Origin of the sequence: Microbacterium horticulturae (assembly GCF_029094505.1) — a bacterium.
Lineage (GTDB): Bacteria > Actinomycetota > Actinomycetes > Actinomycetales > Microbacteriaceae > Microbacterium > Microbacterium horticulturae.
The window spans coordinates 433228-451321 of record NZ_CP119108.1; the positions used below are offsets into that span (position 1 = coordinate 433228).

Here is an 18094-nt window from a genome sequence, read left to right on the forward strand (position 1 = left end):
CAGAACATGACAGAGCTGTCTCCGGCCGCCTCGGCGGCCGCGGCGGGCACGACCGGAGTGAAGACGCCCGGCACCACCCCGCACCGCACGCCCCGCGGCTACACGCCGGGTCTGGCGACCGTCAACTTCGGCATCTTCCTGGCCCTGCTGACGCCGGTGCTGGTGTCGATGGCGTTCAAGATCCAGCACATCGCCGGATCGGTTGAAGAGGCCACGGCCCAGCTCGGGCTGGTCCTGGGCGTCGGCGCGATCTTCGCCCTCGTCGCGAACCCGCTGGCCGGCCGCCTGTCCGACCGCACGACCTCCTGCTTCGGCATGCGCCGACCCTGGATCATCGGCGGCGGCATCATCGGCGTGGCAGCCCTCGGCCTCATCGGGGTCGCGACATCCATCTGGGTCGTCCTGGTCGGCTGGTGCCTCGCGCAGGCAGCGCTGAATGCTGTGCTGGCTGCCGCCAACGCAACCCTCCCCGACCAGGTCCCCGTCGAATCGCGCGGCAAGGTGTCGGGCATCGTCGGCATCACGACCCCTCTGGCGATTCTGGCCGGCAGCTTCCTCATCAACTACATCGCGAGCGACGTCATGCGCTTCTTCGCGCCGGGCCTGGTCGCCCTCGTGTTCATCGTGTTCTTCGTCGTCGTGCTGCGCGACCGCCGACTCGAGCGCAAGCCCGCACAGCGCTTCACGATCGGCCAGTTCTTCGGCTCGTTCGTGTTCAACCCCGCCAAGCACCCCGACTTCGGCTGGACCTGGCTGACCAAGTTCTTCATCATGTTCGGCTATGCCGGCATCGCGACCTTTCTGCCCTACTACCTCACCGAGCGCTTCGAGCTGACCGAGCAGGGCGCGATCACGACGATCCTCATCGCGAACCTCGCCTCCACCGTCATGATGGCGATCTCCAGTCCGCTGGGCGGATTCCTCTCCGACAAGGTGGGCAAGCGCCGCCCGTTCGTCGCCATCGCGGGCGTCATCATGGTCGTGGGCCTGGTGATCCTCGCGTTCGCGCCGACGATCCCCGTCGTGATCATCGCCCAGGCGATCATCGGCCTGGGAGCAGGATCCTTCTTCTCCGTCGACCTGGCTCTGGCGACCCAGGTGCTGCCCAGCCCCGACGACACGGCGAAGGACCTCGGCGTGCTCAACATCGCCAATGCCCTGCCGCAGTCGCTTGCGCCCGCCATCGCGCCCGGCATCATCGCGCTGGGCGCCGGCACCGCCATCGGCGGCTACTCCACCTGGTACCTGTTCGGCGCGGTCGTCGCGCTGGCCGGCGCCGTGCTCGTCTACCGCATCAAGGGAGTCAAATGACCACGCCCGAGACCACCACCGCACGCCCCTGGCTCGACCCGGAGCTGCCGGTCGATGAGCGCGTCGAGCTGCTGCTGGGCGAGATGACGCTCGAAGAGAAGGCGGGCCTGTTCTTCCACACCATGATCGGCGTCGCCGAGATGGATGCCGCAGACCCCGTGTTCGGCATGCCCTCGGCCGTCGACCTGGTCGAGCACCGGCAGATGACGCACTTCAACCTGTTCGGCACGACCACGACAGCCCATGAGATCGCGCATTGGCACAACGAACTGCAGCGGCTCGCGGCATCCACTCGTCTCGGCATCCCCGTCACGCTGTCGACCGATCCTCGGCACTCGTTCACCGACAACCCGGGCGCCGCGATGCTCGCCGGGCCCTTCTCGCAGTGGCCTGAGCCGCTGGGGCTGGCCGCTATCGGCGACGCGGCGACGGTCGAGCGCTTCGCCGACATCGCCCGGCAGGAGTACCTCGCGGTCGGCCTGCGCGCCGCCCTGCACCCGCAGGTGGACCTGGCGACCGAGCCGCGCTGGTCGCGGCAGTCGTCGACGTTCGGCGAAGACGTCGAGCTGACCTCGCGCCTGGGTGCCGCGTACGTGCGGGGATTCCAGGGGGCGTCATTCGGCGCGGCGTCCGTCTCGACGATGACGAAGCACTTCCCGGGCGGCGGCCCGCAGAAGGACGGCGAGGACCCGCACTTCGCCCACGGCCGCGAGCAGGTGTATCCGGGCGGCGAGTTCGAGCGGCACCTGCAGCCGTTCGAGGCGCTCATCGCCGCCGGCACCCGCCAGATGATGCCGTACTACGGCATGCCGGTGGGCACCGAGTACGAAGAGGTCGGGTTCGGCTTCAACCGCTCGGTCGTCACCGGGCTGCTGCGCGAGCGCCTCGGCTTCGACGGCGTCGTGTGCACCGACTGGGGCCTCATCAGCGACGCCGAGATCTTCGGCCAGCCGTTCCCCGCGCGCGCGTGGGGTGTCGAGCATCTCTCGCCGCGTGAGCGGATGAAGAAGGTGCTGGATGCCGGAGCCGACCAGTTCGGCGGCGAAGCCTGCCCCGAGCTGCTCATCGCCCTGGTCCGCGACGGCGAGATCGACGAGGCACGACTCGACGTGTCGGCACGGCGGCTGCTGCGCGAGAAGTTCGAGCTCGGCCTTTTCGAGAACCCGTTCGTGGACGAAGACGCCGCCGACGCCATCGTCGGCAAGCCCGAGTTCCGCGCGGCAGGCGAGGCCGCGCAGCGCGCGTCGATCACGCTGCTGACCAACCGTGATGCCGTGCTGCCGCTGCAGCGAGGGCTGCGCGTGTACGTGGAGGGGATGGATGCCGCGGCCGCCGCCGCATACGGCGAGGTCGTCTCGTGCGCCGAAGATGCGGACGTCGCGGTGCTGCGCCTGCAGGCGCCGTACGAGGAGCGCGCGACGACGTTCGAGAACTTCTTCCACTCGGGCTCATTGGAGTTCTCGGAGGACGTCATCGCGCACGTGCGCGACATCGCCTCGCGCGTGCCGACCGTGATCGACGTGTTCGCCGACCGGCCCGCAATCCTCACGCCGATCGCTGAGGTCGCCGCCGCCGTCACGGTCAACTGGGGCGCGAGTGCTGCCGCGCTGCTGGACGTGCTGGCCGGCGTCGTGCCACCGGGCGGCCGGCTGCCGTTCGACCTGCCGCGCTCGATGGCGGCGGTCGAGGCATCCCGCCCCGATGTGCCGTTCGACACCGTCGATCCGTTGTTCCGCTTCGGGCACGGGCTGACGTACTGACGCGCATCGCATGACCGCCGGCGGGGCCGTGGCCCCGCCGGCGGTGTTTCACCCTGCCTCGAAACCGCAATCCACACCGCATCAAAGGAGATTCCGTGAACACAGCATCCGTTCGTCGTACCGTCCTCGTGGGCGCTGCAGCCGTCGGCCTGATCGCCGGTCTGGCGGCCTGCGCGGGGCCCGCCGCCGAATCCGTGCCGAGCGCCGACAGCGCGCCGGTCACTATCTACCTCACCCGACACGGTGAGACCATGCTCAACGTGCTCAGCCGCGCGCAGGGATGGGCGGATTCGCCCCTGACGAAGGAGGGACAAGACATCGCCGTCGACCTCGGAGAGGGGTTGGCAGAGGGCGGCGTCACCTTCGACGCGGCGTACTCGGCCGACATGGTGCGTCAGTACACGACCGCGACGCTCGCGCTGAAGGGTGCCGACCAGCATCTGACCCCGGTACGGGACGAGCGTCTTCGCGAGATCGACTTCGGTGGGTTCGAGGGCGCGTCGAACGACGAGATGTGGACCGCCGCCGCCAAGCGGCTCGGATACCCGAACGAGGGGGCGATGTTCGGCGATATGGGCAAGATCGGCATGGATGCCGCGCTCGACGCCATCGCAGCGTCGAACCCCGAGCCGTCGCTGCCTGCCGAGACCAGTGACGAGGTCCGCACGCGGGCGATGGCAGCGCTCGACGAGATCGGGGCCGAGGCGCAGAAGAAGGGCGAGAAGAACGTGCTCGTCGTCTCCAGCGGCATAACGATCTACGTCGCGCTCGAGGGAATGGGCGCCGACCTCAGTAAGGTCGCCACGGGCATCGACAACGCGGCTGTCAGCAAGCTCGTCTATGACGACGGCGACTGGACCGTCAAGAGCGTCAATGACCTCAGTTACGTCGAGGCGGGGCAGAAGGACTGAAGGCCTGGCTCAGCTGCTGCTCACCGGGTCATGACGCCCGGGTCGCCCACAACATCCCTCTCTCGATGATCGTGCGGACGGTGGGGTGCTTGAGCACGTCGACCGAGTGGCCCGGCGTGGCGACGACGATGCGTCCGGCTCCCCAGGTGCGTGTCCACACAGCCGGGGAGACGACGGGGCGGTGCCAGGGATGCCATGGACGCGGCGGATGCATCGTGGTGGCCAGCACGTCGATCAGCGAGTCGTGCAGCACCCAATACTGCTCGGTCTCCAGGGTGAAGTCGTCGAGCCCCGCAGTGACGGGGTGCGTCCTGCCCGCGTCGGTGAACTCGACGGTGTGCGGCAGATAATTGTCGGTCTCGTCACCGCGGCGCAGCGACGGATCTTTGCCCGGGTGCGTCACGAACTGTCCGCCGATCAGCTGCAGGTAGGGGAGCTCGTCGCGGTACGAGTCGACGATCCCGCCGTGCCAGCCGACGAGACCGGTGCCCGCCGCGACGGCGTCGCACAGTCCCTGACAGGCCTCGTGACTGATCGACGACATCGAGACGCTCTGCACGATGAGGTCGACACTGCCCAACCGGGCACGGTCGGCATAGACCTCGCTGGAGTCGCTGATCGCCACGGTGTAGCCCTGGGCGCGGAGGTAGGGGACGAAGAGGTCGGTGGTCTCGACCGGGTGATGGCCGTCCCACCCGCCGCGGACGATCAGCGCGTCTGTCATGCGAGGCGCTTGTCGAGGAAGGTGCGCACGTCGGTCAGCTCTTCCTCCGAAACGCTGTGCGTGAGACCGGGATACACCCGCCCCGACAGGTCGCTGTGCGCGGGCAACCACTGCGCGGTGTGTTCCACGAGTTCGGGCGGGATGACGTCGTCGCGCGCGCCCCGACCCCAGAACACCGGGATGCGTGCGGCGGCCAGCTCGGCGTCCCGCGGCAGGTCGCCGGGGGCCGCGTAGCCGCTGAGGTTCACCGCGAACGCGAACCGGTCGGGTCGCAGCCGCAGCGCCTGCAGCGCGACCGAGGCGCCCTGCGAGAAGCCGAGCAGGCCGATCGTCTGCGCGTCGTCGGCTGCGGCATCCAACCACGTCAGAAAGGTGGATGCCGCGGCCGTCACCCGCGCGGGGTCCCGGCCCGCGAGCTGCACATCGACGACATCTTCGATCGGATACCAGGAGTAGCCCGGCGCCGGCCAGGGCGGAGCCAGCGGCGCCCGGATCGCCGCGCACACGAAGTCGTCGGGCAGGAACGGCGTGAGCGCGAACAGGTCCTTCTCGTCCGCGCCGTAGCCGTGCAGCAGCACCAGCAGCGGTCGGTCGGAGCGGTCGGATGCCGGAGCCGACCACAGCGCGACGTCGGGGTCGATGCGCAGCTCGTTCATGCGCCCAGTCTGCCAGTCGGGTGCGCGGGCGCGGAGCGGAGTGGGGCGGCTCCGGGCCGATGTCGACCGCGTGGGGTATACAAGAGGCATGCCCCCCGTCCGCACGCCCGACCCCGAGCCGGAGCCCGAAGAGCCCGATGATCACGGGCTCGGCGCCGGCGAGCCGTTCGTCCCCGGGTCGCTGGGGTCGTTCGGTACGCCCGCCGGGGGCGACGCGGCAGGCAACCCGGGATGGCTGACCGAGCTCGAGCTGGCCGAGGCGCGCCGCCGCCTGCCGATGCTCTATGTCGAGGCGGTTCCGGTGCGCACCGACGGCATGGGTGCGGTCACCGAGGTCGGGCTGCTGCTGCGCGCCACCGCACTGGGTGAGATCACCCGCACGATCGTGTCGGGGCGAGTGCGGTATGCAGAGACCATCCGCGACGCGCTGTTCCGGCACATGGAGAACGATCTCGGGCCGATGGCGTTCCCACAGCTGCCTCTGCAGCCAACCCCCTTCACGGTCGCCGAGTACTTCCCGCTGCCGGGCCTGAGCGCGTTCCATGACGACCGGCAGCACGCGGTGTCGCTCGCATTCGTCGTGCCGGTCACCGGCACCTGCGACCCGCGGCAGGACGCGCTCGAGGTCACCTGGATGACGCCGGACGAGGCGGCGTCCGACGCCGTCGCCGCCGACATGGAGGGCGGTCGCGGCACACTGCTGCGCATGGCGCTGGCCAGCGTCGGCGCGCTGCGCTGATCCGGGCCGGAGTCTTTTCTGTCGCACAGCCCGGCGGGGTAGGGTTCAAGTGCCCGATTTCGCCGCGATGCCGCGGCATTCACCCCGCCGGAGACCCCCTATGTCCGACCACGCCCCGTCCACTGCGCCCCTTTCCTTCGACAGTCTGCTGGCCGACACCGGTGCGGCGACCGCGGAGTTCGCCACAGCCTTCCGCGGCTACGACAAGGATGAGGTCGACGCGACCATCAACGACCTCATGACGCGTCTGCGCGGCACGGGAGATGAGCTCGCGACGCTGCGCGACCAGCAGCATCGCAGCGCGGGTGCGCAGCAGGAGGTTGAGCGCCTGCGCGCCGCGTTGGAGACGGCCGATGCCGTGCGCGCCGACGAGGTAGCGCAGGTGCGTGCCGAGGTCGAGGCGGCGCACGCCGCCGATGCCGAAGAACTCGCTCGCGTCCGGGCCGAGGCGACCGAGCGTACCGAGCACCTGCGCGCCGAGCTGACGCAGGAGGCCGCCGCCGAGCGCGAGGCGCTCGCGACCGCGTCGGCACGCCTGCAGGGTGAGCTGGGCGCTGCGCAGGCAGAGCTGGCGAACGCGCGCAAGCAGCTGCAGACGCTCACTGAAGAGCTGACCGGCGAGGGCGACTCGCCCAACCGCAAGCACTTCGAAGAGATCCTGCGGGTCGCCGAGGAGCAGGCCTCGACGCTCATCAAGAACGCGTCGGTGCAGGGCGACCGGCTGCTGGAGGCCGCGCGCGAAGAGATCGACAACCGCCGCGCGCAGGCGCAGCAGGAGGCCGACGCCATCATCGCGCAGGCCCAGCACGAGGCGGCGCAGGTGCGTCTGCGCATCGAGACCGAGGTGACCGCGCATGAGGCGCGCATCGAGCGCGAGGCCGCGCACGCGAGTGAGAAGGTCGCCCAGGCAGAGCAGGAGTCGGCCGCGATCCGCGCCGAGGCAGAGAAGGGCGTGGCGGCTCTCCGCTCGCAGGTGACCCGCGAGACGACGCGCGACCGCGCCGAGGCCGAGGAGGCCGTGCGCGAGCTGCGTGTGCGCGCTCTCGAGTTCGAGGAGTCGCTGACCCGCCGGCAGGATGACGCGCACCAGGAGTTTCTCGTGCTGCACAACCAGGCCGTCGCCCACGCCGAGCGCATCACGCTGGACGCGAACGAGCAGGTCGCGGCGGCGCTCGAGCACTCCAAGCGCGTCTCGGCGAAGGCCGATGACTACGAGCGTCTCGCCCGTGCGCAGGCGCACAAGATCGAGGCCGATGCTCGTGTGAAGGCCGGCGACACGCTGGAGCAGGCGCGCGCGAAGGCGCAGAAGATCATGGACCTCGTCACCTCGCACACGCAGGGCGTGCTGCGTGATGCCGAAGACAACACGCGTCAGCTGCGCTGGCGCCAGCACCAGCTGACGAGCTTCATGGCCGAGGTCAAGGAGCTCATTCGCCCCGAGTCGCTGCTGCCGACCGGCGCGACCGGTGAGCCCGTCGTCGAGGCGGCTGCTGCAGACGAGCAGGTGGATGCCGCGGCCGAGCCCGCCGCCGAGGATGTCGTCGCCGATGCACCCGAGGCGCGCGCCGACGAGGCCGACGAGGCCGAGCGGATCATCGAGGACGCGCAGGCCTGACTCTCCTATGACGCGCGGGTGCCGTTCTCGGTGCCCGCGCGCACTGCTTCTTAGCGCCTCACCAGTTGATGAGTCTGGCTGATCAAGACGTGAGCGCCGCAGGACCCTCTGTTTCGCTCACCAGTTGATGTTCCTGAGTCATCAACTGGTGAGCGCACGGTTGCTTTGCCATGCCTCACCTCTTGATGTTCCTGAGTCATCAACTGGTGAGCGTTGCGAAACCCGCCGGGGCCCGCCGCAAGCCATCCCGTGCCGCGGTGTGCACCCGGTAGGGGATTTTCGGCGACGCGCCGCGCTGGGGCGGGGCATGCTTCTCCGGCGTGCCGGTGAGATTCCCCGACGCTGTGCACGGCCGGAGCGGTGGATGCGCCGGGACGGGCTGCGTAGCCTGCCGGGGCCGCGGCGGCCGGCCGCGTCAGGCGCCGGTCTCGCGCGCGATGGCCGCGATGAAGGCGTCGATGTCGTCCTCGGTGGTGTCGAACGAGCACATCCAGCGCACCTCGTTGCGTGCGGCATCCCAGTCATAGAACCGGAACGACGCGCGCAGCCGGTCGGCCACGCCGTCGGGCAACGTCGCGAACACGCCGTTCGCCTGCGTCTTCTGCGTGAAGCCCACCCCGCGGATCGACCCGTCGGCCAGCCCCTTCTCGACGCCGGCGCGCAGGCGCTGCGCCATCGCATTGGAGTGCCGAGCGTTGCGCAGCCACAGATCGCCTTCCCACAGCGCGACCAGCTGCGCCGACACGAATCGCATCTTCGAGGCCAGCTGCATGTTGAGCTTGCGCAGGTAGGTCAGACCCGTCGACGCCGACGGGTTCAGCACCGCGATCGCCTCGGCGCCCATCGCGCCGTTCTTGGTGCCGCCGACACTGACCACATCGATGCCGACATCGCGGGTGAACGCGCGCAGCGGCAGGTCGAGGGATGCCGCGGCGTTCGCCAGCCGCGCGCCGTCCATGTGCACGTGCATGCCCAGCTCGTGGGCGTGGTCGGCGATCGCACGCAGCTCGTCGGGCGTGTACAGGGTGCCGAGCTCGGTCGACTGGGTCAGCGAGACGACCAGCGGCTGCGCGCGGTGCTCATCGCCCCAGCCCCACGCCTGAAGGTCGACGAGCTCGGGCGTGAGCTTGCCGTCGTCGGTGGGCACCGTCAGCAGCTTCATGCCGCCCACGCGCTCGGGAGCCCCCTGCTCGTCGACGTTGATGTGGGCGGTGGATGCTGCGACCACGGCGCCCCAGCGGGGCAGCATCGACTGCAACCCGGTCACATTCGCGCCGGTGCCGTTGAACACCGGGAACGCCTCTACGCCGTCACCGAAGTGCACGGCGAAGACCTCCTGCAGGCGGGCCGTGTAGACGTCCTCGCCGTAGGCGATCTGGTGTCCCTCGTTGGCCGCGGTGATCGCGGCGAGGATCTCAGGGTGGATGCCGGAATAGTTGTCGCTCGCGAAGCCGCGCAGCTGCGGGTCATGCAAAGGGGTCACGAGCATCCACTCTAATTCGCGCGGCTATGCCTTCACCCACGCGTACCACTCGTCGCCGAGGCGCGCGAGCTCGGCGTCACCGCATCGCAGGCGGCCGTCGGTCAGGCTCTCCTTGGGCCACCAGTCGGTCGAGATCGCCGGCGTCAGCGGTGCGTCACCGGCCAGGGCGACGCACGTCTTGGAGGCGGCGATGCCGTTGGACGAGGCGAACTTCATGAGGTAGTCGCCGTGATCCCCGATGTAGTCGATGACGATCGTCGATGCGTCGTCGGGCACCCACGAGGGGATGTCGGCGCTCGACTCGTGGGCGGCCTCGCTCTTGTCGTCGAAGACCAGGCGCCCGGTGAAGCCCGAGCCGTCGAGGGCTGCGCACCCCGAGAGCGTGAACACGCCGACGAGGGCGAGCGGGATGGCGAGGGCGAGTGGTTTCACGGAGTGCTTGTGCATGACACTCACGCTATGGAGCACACCCCCGCTGGCGAATCGGCCCGGGGAATGAGGTCGATCAGCCCAGAGGATGACAAGGGGCCCGCGGCCGGGAAGCCGCGGGCCCCATGAGATCGGGCGCTACTTGCCCGTCTTCACCGCGTCGGAGAACTTCGTGGTGACGAAGTCATCGGCCGCGAGCGGCTTGTCGTAATCGAGCGCACCGAAGCCGAGCCACAGCTTCTGCATGCCCAGGAGCTGGTCGGGCAGCGGCGCGAGGTTCGGCAGCCAGTTGTACAGCGGAGTCGCCTTGACCTCTTCGGGAGTCTGGCCCGTCGCATCCGCGATGATCTTGATGTTCTCGTCGGAGTTCTTCGCATCGCCCTGCAAGTCCTGCGCACCGCGCGCGACGGCGTCGAAGAACGGCTGTGCGAGGTCGGAGGTCATGAACTGGCCGCCGTAGATCATGCCCGTGCCGGAGACGCCCTCGGGAGTCTGCCAGATCTTCTGGCCCGTGCCGTCGTCGACCGAGTTGCTCCAGAACGGCGCCGACATGAAGCCGGCGTCCACACCGCCGGTCTTCAGCGCCGTCGGGATGTCGGGGTTGCCCAAGTTCACGAAGGTGACGTCCTTGGCCGTGAGACCGGCCTCCTCCAACGCAAGACTCACGTAATACGCGCCCGTGCCGCCGGAGCCGCCGGCCACGCCGATCTTCTTGCCCTTCAAGTCGGCGACCGTCGTCACAGTGCCGGCGTCATACTCCTTCTTGGAGACGACGAGAGCCGACGCGGGCTCCTCGTCGGCGCCACCGGCGACACCCATCGACGCGACGACCTTGATGTCGAGCCCGGCGTTGACGGCATTGAACATGCCGGCCGAGAACCCGGCCGCGACGACGTCGAGCTTCCCGCTCGAAGCCAGCGGGATGGCATCCTGACCCGACTTCACGTTCTGCAGGTTGACCTTGATGCCCTCGTCCTTGAAGTAGCCCTTCGCCTCGGCCACGTAGATCGGGGCGAAGATCGACAGCTGGACGATGCCGACGTTCACCGTCTGCAGCTCTCCGCTGGCACCGGCATCCTTGCCGCCATCCGATCCGCTGCCCGCGCACCCGGACAGAGCCGTGAGCGCCGCAGCCGCCAGTGCCAGTGCCGCGAGCCCCTTCTTCTTCGACAGTCTCATTTCTTGGCCTTTCTCTTGGTGCCGTTGGAATGTCGCCAGGGCAGCATCAGCCGTTCCAGCAGGATGACCAGCCCCGTCACGAGTGCCCCGATCAGTGCGACGGTGATGAGCCCGACGAACATGGTCGAGGGCTGGAAGAGCTGCCACGAGTTCCAGATCAGGTACCCGAGGCCCGTGTTGGAGGCGACGAATTCGACCGCGGTGATGACGATGACGGCCATTCCCGCGGAGACTCGGAGACCGGTCATGATCGAGGGCAGCGCGCCCGGCAGCAGCACATACCGGAACAGGCGCCAGCCGGTCGCCTTGTATGCGCGCGCGGCCTCGGTGATGCGTGGATCGATCTGCAGAATCCCCGACAGGGTGTTGATCTGGACGACGAAGAACACCGAGATGACCACGGAGAGGATCTTGGGCGTCTCGGTGAGTCCGAAGATCAGAAGCAGCAGCGGCAGGATGGCGATCTTCGGCAGCGCGTAGAGCGCCGTGAAGGTGGGCTCGAGTGCTGCCTTGACAGGGCGCCACACACCCATCACGAGGCCCACCAGCACGCCTGCCACCGCACCGATGACGAAGCCGACGATCAGTCGTGCGACGGTGGCCAAGGTGTGCACCCAGAGCTCACCGGAGAGGATCATCTTCCACGCTTGTGCGGCGATCGCGCTCGGCGGCGTGAACAATCGACCGTCCAGAGCGCCGGTGCGTGCGGCGATCTCCCACGCGGCCAGGAGCACGACCGGTGTGGCGATCGCGAGGATGAGATCGCGTCTGCGCAGGCGCCCGAGGCGCCGGTTCTCGCGCTTGATCGCGGCTTCGAGTTCGGGGTCTGCCGTGTGCATGCCGGGTGCCGTTCGTGCTGTCGCTGTCGCTGTCGTCGGTGTGGAGCTCATGAGAACCTCATCGATGCTTGGACCTCGTCGCGCAGCGAGTCCCAGATGTACTGTTTGAGCTCGCCGAACTCCCGGCTCGCCTCGATGGCGAAGTCGCGCGGCCGACCGAACGGGACGTCGATGATCTCCTTGACGCGGCCGGGCCGAGCGGACATCACGACGATCTGGTCACCGAGCAGGATCGCCTCTTCGATCGAGTGCGTGACGAGCACCACGGTCTTCTGTTCGATCTCCCACAGGTGCAGCAGCTGCTCCTGCATGAGCATGCGGGTCTGCGCGTCGAGCGCGCCCAGAGGCTCATCCATGAGGAGCACCGGGGAACCGGTCGCGAAGGCGCGCGCGATGGCGATCCGCTGGCGCATGCCGCCGGACAGCTGGTGCGGGTATGCATGCTCGAAGCCCGTGAGCCCGACCTCCGCGATCCACCGGCCGGCATTCTGCTCGCGCTCCTTCTTGCCGACGGAAGCCATCTGCTGGCCGAATGCGACGTTCTGCAGCACGGTGAACCACGGAAAGACGCCGTGCTCTTGGAAGACGAAGGCCGATCGGGGTGTCCTGGCCTGCGGCACGTTGATCTGCACGCGCCCCTTCGTCGCCGTTTCGAGCTCGCCGACGATGCGCAGCAGAGTCGACTTGCCGCAGCCCGATGGCCCCACGATGCACGTGAACGATCCGCGCTTCAGCTTCAGATCGATGTCGCTGAGCGCCTGTACACGCGTCGAGCCGACGAACACCTTCGAGACGTCCTCGACGACGAAGTCATAGACGTCGTCGCTCGGCGCCGGCTGGTGGACGACTCCTGCGTCTCCTACCTTTTCCATCAGATCAGTGCTCCCTGGTCTTGCAGTTCCCGACGCGTTCGTTCGCTGTCGTGGACACCCGAATGAGAGTACAGTGCGGCCGCGATGCCGCACGCATGCCCCGTCGCGAATGACGTTCCCATGACGCGGAGCGACGCGTATGCTCGTGCGTCCGAACTCGTCAGGCGGCCCCCGGCCCACAAGTTGGTGCGGTTGACCGAACAGATCGCGCCGTAGGGGATGTCGTACCATTCCTTGTCTTTGATGCCGCCGTACTGGGTGAGTCCGGGAACGACGTGGCGTTCCATCGGCCACCCGCAGCGGGCGATGGCATCCTCCGGGCGGCGTCGCCCCGAGGACACGTCCGCGGCGGTCACGGTGTCCCGTCCGCGCAGGCGGCGCGTCTCGCGGATGCCGATCTGCGGGCCGGTGGTCGCGAGGAACGCTCGCGACCACCCCCGCAACTGGCCTCGGAAGGCCTCGAGGTACTGCCAGCACTGACGGCGCCCGTCCACTTCGGACCCCGTTATCTCATCCACGTCGAGAGCGTCCCGGTGCGCATCCGCCAGGAGAAGCATGACCTCACGGCTGATCGGCAGGCGTGCGGCGATGCCGCTCGTGCGCACGAGTTCGATTCCCGTCCTCGCTCGGTACTGTTCCACGGCATCGGTCATGCCGGCAGCGCTCAGGTCGGCGTCCTCGTCGACTCCGCCCACGCACATCACCAGCGTGCTGGCCTGGCGTTGCGCCGGAGGTGCCACCGTGACTGCGGCGTCGGAATGAGCCAGCAGGACACCGTCACCGCTGCAGTCCACGAAAGCCGGGGCGCGGAACACGAGTCTTCCGCCCCGGTGTGCGGCCTCCACCTCGCGCACGTGCGCGCCGTCGGTCTGGGCGCCGATCACGGTTGTATGCAGGAAGAGCCGGACTCCCGCGTCGGTCACCAGTTCGTCGCACGCGCGCTTGGTCATCTCGCGGTCCAGGAGCACCACCGTGTTGCCGGTCTCCGGAATCGTGTGCGTGCGGTAAACGTCGTTCTGACGCAGCTTGTCGATGAGCAGCTGCCCGACGCCGCGCACGACTTGAGTGCGCGTCTGATCGAAGAATCCGCAGTAGGTGAGAACGGAGCTGCTTGAGGCCGCTCCACCGAGAAATCCATACTGCTCGACGAGCACGACGTCGGCACCGGCGTGCGCGGCGCCGACGGCGGCCGCAATACCGGCGGACCCACCGCCGATCACCACGACATCGGCGTCCACGTACCGGGTTGTCACCGTGTCGTGCATCGGCTGCAGACCTCCTCGTCGCTCCTGCTTCGTTGCGGAGTCAGTCTTTCCCCCACGCCGACATGCGTCAAATGCCTTGTAGGCCATACGGCCATGCCTCACACGTATACCCTGGTTCCGTGGAGCTTCGACACCTCAGCTACTTCGCGACCGCGGCCGAACTCGGGTCGATCAATCGCGCAGCCGCCGCGCTGCATATGACGCAGCCGTCCCTGAGTCGACAGATCAAAGAGCTTGAGCGCGATGTCGGCCACGCGCTCTTCGAGCGAACGTCGACGGGGGTGACGCCGACCGCCGCGGGGAACGGCCTGCTGCGTCACCTTCAGGTCGTCTTCGCGCAGCTCGAGCGCATGCCCGAGGTGCTGCGTTTGGCCGAGGAGGCACGCGAGCCCGTGCGGATCGGGCTGCCGCAGGGCATGCCCCACGATTGGTTCCGCGGCATCATCGAGGCTCTGCATGCATCTTTGCCCGCGGCATCCCTCTCCCTCCATGAGGCCACGACCGAGGACCAGCGTCCCCTGCTGCAGAACGGACTGCTCGACTTCGGCCTGCTGCACTTCGACGCGCCTGAGCTCGAGACGGTGCCGCTGCTCGACCAGAGGCTGGGGCTGGCGGTTCCTGCCGGGTCGCCGTTGAGCGACCGCACGTCATTGGAGCTGGCAGATTTCGACGGCCTCACGGTGATGGCCCACGCGTTCGGTGAGGTGAACGCCGAAGAGACGCGTGTGCGCGCCGCCGTGGCCGCGAGCGGAGCAGACACCGCATGGGTCTTCCGACGATTCGGTGAGCACAGTGAACTGATAGCAATGACCTCTGAGGTGGATGCGGTGTTCATGACGGAGGCTTCGGCCGGACGTCAGCTGTCCGACTGGGTGTGGATACCGGTGGAGGCTCTCGACACGAGCGGGGTGCCGCTGGTCACGCGCACTTGGTTGGCGTGGACGCCGCCGTTGCGTCCGTTCCTGCAGCGCGTCGTCGACGTCGTGACAGATGCGAGCCGACCGGCCTAGCAGGGTATGCGTCACGCGCATAGCCACCCTGCCAAATCGGTATTGGAGCTATGACTCCTCGCTGATCAGGATGGTGATGCGCCGCACACGGCGCAGAGAAGGTGGGTCACATGGTCGTGCCGTCAACAGCAGCTCGTCGCGTCGCCGTCACGGGAGCGGCCGGCAGCCTCGCCGGCGACATCCTCCCCGGGCTCATCGAGCAGGGATATGAGATCGTCGGCATTGATCGTCGACCGTCGTCGACCTTCGCCGGCGCCGCATGGGAGACGTGCTCTCTCGACGATCGCGAGCGCCTGACCGCCGCTCTCGCCGGTTGTGATGCGGTGATCCACCTTGCAGGTATTCCGCTGGAGGACGACTGGGACTCTCTCCTCGCGGTGAACATCGACGGCACCCAGGCAGTGCTGGAGGCATCGCGCAGTGCGGGTGTGCGTCGTGTGATCCTGGCCAGTTCCATCCACGCGGCCGGCTTCGTTCCGGTGCCGGAAGACGGAGCCGTCGTCGACGATGACGTGGCGATTCGGCCGAACACGTTCTATGGGGTCAGCAAGGCCGCTCTCGAAGCGCTCGGCCGCCTGTACCACGACCGATGGGGGCTCGAAGTCGTCTGCGTGCGGATCGCGTCGCGGTTCGCCAGGCCACTCGACGAACGGATGCTGAGCACCTGGCTGTCACCGGCGGACGCCATCCGGCTGTTCGCCGCGGCACTGGGTGCGCCGGACGTCGGATACCAGGTCGTATGGGGCGTGTCGGCGAACACCCGAGGGTATCTGTCGACCGATGGCGGGGCGTCGATCGGCTACGTGCCGCGCGACGATGCGGAAGTGTTCGCGGCTGACGTCCTCGGGCGCGCGACCGCGTGGGACCGGCGGTACATCGGCGGGGTCTTCTGCTCGCCGACACCGCCACGGTTCGAAGCGCCGATCGACACGCAGGTGGGGGCGGGACGGTGATTGCGCAGGCGAGCACCGCGCGTCGGGTAGGAATCGTCACCGGCGCCGCCGGAGCAGTGGGCGCCGCCATCGCCGGACGCCTCGCCGCCGATGGCTGGGCGGTGGTACTTCTCGACGCTGCCGATACAGAAGCCGTCGCGACCGATCTGCGTGCTGAGCAGGGCGCCGATGTGCTCACGCTGCGCACAGACCTCGCCTCGCCGAGCGCCATCGCTGATTCGATGCGGGAGGCGCAGACGTGGCAGGGAAGGATCGACGCACTGATCAACAACGCCGGTCTGCAGCTGCGCAGTTCTCTGCGCGAGCTCCAGCCTGCCGCGTGGGATCGTGTGTTCGACGTCAACGTGCGAGCGCCGATGCTGCTCGCGCAGGCGCTTGAGCCGGTATGGCGTCAGCAGGGCGGCGGCAGCATCGTCAACATCGTCTCCCGAGACTGGGTCGCCGGCGGGCCGCACGCGTACACGGCATCGAAGTCGGCGCTGGTCGGTCTCACGCGATCGCTGTCGATGTCGCTCGGGCCGTCGGGGGTGCGCGTGAACGCGGTGGCGCCCAGCTTCATGGCCACGCCCTTTACGATGGGCGGCCGCAGCGACGCGGAGACGGAGGAGATTGTGGACCGGTTCCGTCGCATGTCTCCGCTGGGGCGAGTGGCCACCGTCGATGACGTCGCCGGTGCCGTGTCGTTCCTCGTCTCGGACGACTCCTCCTTCATCACCGGCGAGGTCATTCACGTGTGCGGTGGCACGCAATTGGCGGCACACCCGTGAGGTTCAGCGCTTACACCCTGGGGCTGCCGACGCTCACACCCGACGAAGGCGCGCGAGAGATCGCCGACGCCGGTCTCACCGGCGTCGAGTGGCGGGTGGTCGACGAGCCGGAGCAGTTCGCGGGGGAGACGCCCTCGTTCACGCGGAACAATCTGTGCACGCTCGGACCCCTCGACGGCGCCCGCGCCCGCCGGCTGGCCGACGATGCGGGCCTGGAGGTCGTCGGGATCGCTCCGTACATCCGGGTGGGGGATGCCGCAGCGTTCGAGCGGGCAGCCTCGCTTGCGCGCGCCGCGAGTGCCGTGCTCGTGCGGATCCGCGCGCCCGAACGTGACGGTCGCCCGTTTCGCGAGCTGTTCGCCGAGGGGCGGGACTTCGTCGAAGAAGTCGCCGACATCGCAGGTCGATACGGTGTGACGGCGGTGCTGGAGATCCATCAGGGCACCATGTGCCCGAGTGCGTCTCTCGGCGAGCGGCTCGTGCGTGGGCTCGACCCGCGCCGCGTCGGTGTCATCTACGACGCGGGAAACCTCGTGATCGAGGGGTATGAAGACACGCGCATGGCGCTTGACCTTCTCGGCGAGCATCTGCGTCATGTACACCTGAAGAACACCGGCTGGCGCCGAGGTGCGGATGGCGCCTGGGAGTGGTTCTGGGCCCCGTTGGACGAGGGCATTCTCGACGCGCGGGAGTTTCTGGATCTGCTCGAGCGCGCCGGCTACGACGGCTGGATATCGCTCGAAGATCTCAGCACGACGCGAGGGCCGGTGGCGACCATGCGCTACAACGCCGCCCTGCTGCGCGAATGGGGGCGTCTGTGACGCTCACGCCGCGGCGGCCAACTCGATCACGGTGCCGTTGACCTCGGCCGCGTCCTCGTCCCAGAGGGCGACGAACCGGTCGGCCAGGGCCTGCTCGAGGCCGTCGAGGGTCTTGACGCGGAAGACGGTGGATGCCGCGGCCAGATCGGCTGCGGCATCCCGTGCCGCCTTTGCGAAACCCTGCGCGACGGCACGCATCCAGGCTTCGCTCGCGGCCTTGACCGCGGCGTAGTTCGCGCCGCCGGCCAGCGGGCGTGCCACCGCCGTGGACGAGACCATCGCCAGGCGCGCAGCCGACGAGGCCCGCAGATCGCCCTCGAACGCGCGCGTCACGAACCGCAGCGCGGTCAGCGACCGCTCGAGGACGCGGTAGTCGGCGTCGCTCTGGCCGGCCAGGCCACCCCCGCCGCGCCACCCCCCGACGAGGTGCAGCACGCCGTCGACCCGCACATCCTGGGCGTGCAGCCGCTCGGCCAGGCCGTCGACGGCCCGCTCGTCGGTCAGGTCGCACGCCTCGGTCATCCACGCGGCGTCGGCGGCGAGTCGGGCGGCCAGCTGCTCGAGCTTCACCGGGTCGTGGCCGACCGCTATCACGTTGGCTCCGGCATCCACCAGCGTCTGCGCAGCGACCAGGCCGCTGCGGCTCGTGGCGCCCGCGATCAGCACCGTGCGCCCGGTCAGATCGGTCATCTTGTTGTTCACTTCCTCCGAGTGCACATCAAACCGCCGAGTGCACATCATCCTGCCCACCAGTTTGATG

The 18094-nt window shown here is 68.6% G+C and carries 18 protein-coding genes; 9 read left to right on the forward strand and 9 right to left on the reverse strand.

Annotation, left to right across the window (positions count from 1 at the left end):
* Positions 1 to 6 precede the first annotated feature (6 nt).
* The 3 genes from PU630_RS02015 to PU630_RS02025 all read left to right on the forward strand — a co-directional run bounded on the left by PU630_RS02015 (position 7) and on the right by PU630_RS02025 (position 3982).
* The gene (locus PU630_RS02015) at positions 7 to 1311 is read left to right on the forward strand and encodes an MFS transporter (RefSeq protein ID WP_275278689.1); all 1305 of its coding nucleotides are present in this window, start codon (positions 7 to 9) and stop codon (positions 1309 to 1311) included.
* Complete coding sequence (locus tag PU630_RS02020) at positions 1308 to 3071, forward strand: glycoside hydrolase family 3 protein (RefSeq protein WP_275278690.1); 1764 nt, start codon at positions 1308 to 1310, stop codon at positions 3069 to 3071. Before PU630_RS02015 ends, PU630_RS02020 begins: the two co-directional genes overlap by 4 nt.
* Before the next feature lie 95 nt (positions 3072 to 3166).
* Positions 3167 to 3982 carry a histidine phosphatase family protein gene (locus PU630_RS02025; protein WP_275278691.1) on the forward strand — a complete coding sequence of 272 codons (816 nt, stop codon included), beginning with the start codon at positions 3167 to 3169 and terminating at the stop codon, positions 3980 to 3982.
* Between the two features lie 28 nt (positions 3983 to 4010).
* Here PU630_RS02025 and PU630_RS02030 read toward each other — a convergent pair whose 3' ends face one another.
* Positions 4011 to 4706 (reverse strand): ThuA domain-containing protein, encoded by a 696-nt coding sequence (locus tag PU630_RS02030; protein ID WP_275278692.1) that lies wholly within the window; start codon positions 4704 to 4706, stop codon positions 4011 to 4013.
* Positions 4703 to 5362, reverse strand: coding sequence for an alpha/beta hydrolase (locus PU630_RS02035; RefSeq protein WP_275278693.1), 660 nt, complete (start codon positions 5360 to 5362; stop codon positions 4703 to 4705). The genes PU630_RS02030 and PU630_RS02035 overlap by 4 nt, the downstream gene beginning before the upstream one ends.
* 88 nt (positions 5363 to 5450) lie before the next feature.
* Here PU630_RS02035 and PU630_RS02040 point away from each other — a divergent pair, with 88 nt between their 5' ends.
* Positions 5451 to 6101, forward strand: a complete 651-nt coding sequence (locus PU630_RS02040; RefSeq protein WP_275278694.1) for an NUDIX hydrolase family protein — start codon at positions 5451 to 5453, stop codon at positions 6099 to 6101.
* Between the two features lie 100 nt (positions 6102 to 6201).
* On the forward strand, positions 6202 to 7716 hold the full coding sequence (locus PU630_RS02045) for a coiled-coil domain-containing protein (RefSeq protein ID WP_275278695.1): 1515 nt from the start codon (positions 6202 to 6204) through the stop codon (positions 7714 to 7716).
* A gap of 415 nt (positions 7717 to 8131) precedes the next feature.
* On the opposite strand, the gene PU630_RS02050 is transcribed toward PU630_RS02045, so the two are convergent.
* The 6 genes from PU630_RS02050 to PU630_RS02075 form a co-directional block, all read right to left on the reverse strand.
* Entirely contained in the window at positions 8132 to 9199 is a 1068-nt protein-coding gene (locus PU630_RS02050; protein ID WP_275278696.1) for a threonine aldolase family protein, read from the reverse strand.
* A 24-nt stretch (positions 9200 to 9223) separates the two neighbouring features.
* Positions 9224 to 9646: a hypothetical protein gene (locus tag PU630_RS02055; RefSeq protein ID WP_275278697.1), complete on the reverse strand. Its 423-nt coding sequence runs from the start codon at positions 9644 to 9646 to the stop codon at positions 9224 to 9226.
* A 120-nt stretch (positions 9647 to 9766) separates the two neighbouring features.
* Positions 9767 to 10807: an ABC transporter substrate-binding protein gene (locus tag PU630_RS02060; protein ID WP_275278698.1), complete on the reverse strand. Its 1041-nt coding sequence runs from the start codon at positions 10805 to 10807 to the stop codon at positions 9767 to 9769.
* Entirely contained in the window at positions 10804 to 11646 is an 843-nt protein-coding gene (locus PU630_RS02065; protein WP_275278699.1) for an ABC transporter permease, read from the reverse strand. The genes PU630_RS02060 and PU630_RS02065 overlap by 4 nt, the downstream gene beginning before the upstream one ends.
* Positions 11647 to 11693: 47 nt before the next feature.
* Positions 11694 to 12518: an ABC transporter ATP-binding protein gene (locus PU630_RS02070; protein ID WP_275278700.1), complete on the reverse strand. Its 825-nt coding sequence runs from the start codon at positions 12516 to 12518 to the stop codon at positions 11694 to 11696.
* Complete coding sequence (locus tag PU630_RS02075; RefSeq protein ID WP_275278701.1) at positions 12518 to 13783, reverse strand: FAD-dependent oxidoreductase; 1266 nt, start codon at positions 13781 to 13783, stop codon at positions 12518 to 12520. Before PU630_RS02075 ends, PU630_RS02070 begins: the two co-directional genes overlap by 1 nt.
* Positions 13784 to 13902: 119 nt before the next feature.
* On the opposite strand from PU630_RS02075, the gene PU630_RS02080 reads away from it, so the two are divergent.
* The 4 genes from PU630_RS02080 to PU630_RS02095 all read left to right on the forward strand — a co-directional run bounded on the left by PU630_RS02080 (position 13903) and on the right by PU630_RS02095 (position 17334).
* Positions 13903 to 14793, forward strand: a complete 891-nt coding sequence (locus PU630_RS02080) for a LysR family transcriptional regulator (RefSeq protein ID WP_275278702.1) — start codon at positions 13903 to 13905, stop codon at positions 14791 to 14793.
* Between the two features lie 110 nt (positions 14794 to 14903).
* Complete coding sequence (locus PU630_RS02085; RefSeq protein ID WP_275278703.1) at positions 14904 to 15746, forward strand: NAD-dependent epimerase/dehydratase family protein; 843 nt, start codon at positions 14904 to 14906, stop codon at positions 15744 to 15746.
* Positions 15743 to 16513 (forward strand): SDR family NAD(P)-dependent oxidoreductase, encoded by a 771-nt coding sequence (locus tag PU630_RS02090; protein WP_275278704.1) that lies wholly within the window; start codon positions 15743 to 15745, stop codon positions 16511 to 16513. The genes PU630_RS02085 and PU630_RS02090 overlap by 4 nt, the downstream gene beginning before the upstream one ends.
* The gene (locus PU630_RS02095) at positions 16510 to 17334 is read left to right on the forward strand and encodes a sugar phosphate isomerase/epimerase family protein (RefSeq protein WP_275278705.1); all 825 of its coding nucleotides are present in this window, start codon (positions 16510 to 16512) and stop codon (positions 17332 to 17334) included. The genes PU630_RS02090 and PU630_RS02095 overlap by 4 nt, the downstream gene beginning before the upstream one ends.
* Positions 17335 to 17337: 3 nt before the next feature.
* Here PU630_RS02095 and PU630_RS02100 read toward each other — a convergent pair whose 3' ends face one another.
* Positions 17338 to 18024, reverse strand: a complete 687-nt coding sequence (locus PU630_RS02100) for an SDR family oxidoreductase (RefSeq protein WP_275278706.1) — start codon at positions 18022 to 18024, stop codon at positions 17338 to 17340.
* Between the last annotated feature and the right edge of the window lie 70 nt (positions 18025 to 18094).

Excerpts from the sequence above, each read along its gene's own strand:
- PU630_RS02015 (WP_275278689.1), top strand. The coding sequence starts at position 7 with ATGACAGAGCTGTCTCCGGCCGCCTCGGCGGCCGCGGCGGGCACGACC.
- PU630_RS02020 (WP_275278690.1), top strand. The coding sequence starts at position 1,308 with ATGACCACGCCCGAGACCACCACCGCACGCCCCTGGCTCGACCCGGAG.
- PU630_RS02030 (WP_275278692.1), bottom strand. The coding sequence starts at position 4,706 with ATGACAGACGCGCTGATCGTCCGCGGCGGGTGGGACGGCCATCACCCG.
- PU630_RS02035 (WP_275278693.1), bottom strand. The coding sequence starts at position 5,362 with ATGAACGAGCTGCGCATCGACCCCGACGTCGCGCTGTGGTCGGCTCCG.
- PU630_RS02040 (WP_275278694.1), top strand. The coding sequence starts at position 5,451 with ATGCCCCCCGTCCGCACGCCCGACCCCGAGCCGGAGCCCGAAGAGCCC.
- PU630_RS02045 (WP_275278695.1), top strand. The coding sequence starts at position 6,202 with ATGTCCGACCACGCCCCGTCCACTGCGCCCCTTTCCTTCGACAGTCTG.
- PU630_RS02055 (WP_275278697.1), bottom strand. The coding sequence starts at position 9,646 with ATGCACAAGCACTCCGTGAAACCACTCGCCCTCGCCATCCCGCTCGCC.
- PU630_RS02060 (WP_275278698.1), bottom strand. The coding sequence starts at position 10,807 with ATGAGACTGTCGAAGAAGAAGGGGCTCGCGGCACTGGCACTGGCGGCT.
- PU630_RS02065 (WP_275278699.1), bottom strand. The coding sequence starts at position 11,646 with ATGCACACGGCAGACCCCGAACTCGAAGCCGCGATCAAGCGCGAGAAC.
- PU630_RS02070 (WP_275278700.1), bottom strand. The coding sequence starts at position 12,518 with ATGGAAAAGGTAGGAGACGCAGGAGTCGTCCACCAGCCGGCGCCGAGC.
- PU630_RS02075 (WP_275278701.1), bottom strand. The coding sequence starts at position 13,783 with ATGCACGACACGGTGACAACCCGGTACGTGGACGCCGATGTCGTGGTG.
- PU630_RS02085 (WP_275278703.1), top strand. The coding sequence starts at position 14,904 with ATGGTCGTGCCGTCAACAGCAGCTCGTCGCGTCGCCGTCACGGGAGCG.
- PU630_RS02100 (WP_275278706.1), bottom strand. The coding sequence starts at position 18,024 with ATGACCGATCTGACCGGGCGCACGGTGCTGATCGCGGGCGCCACGAGC.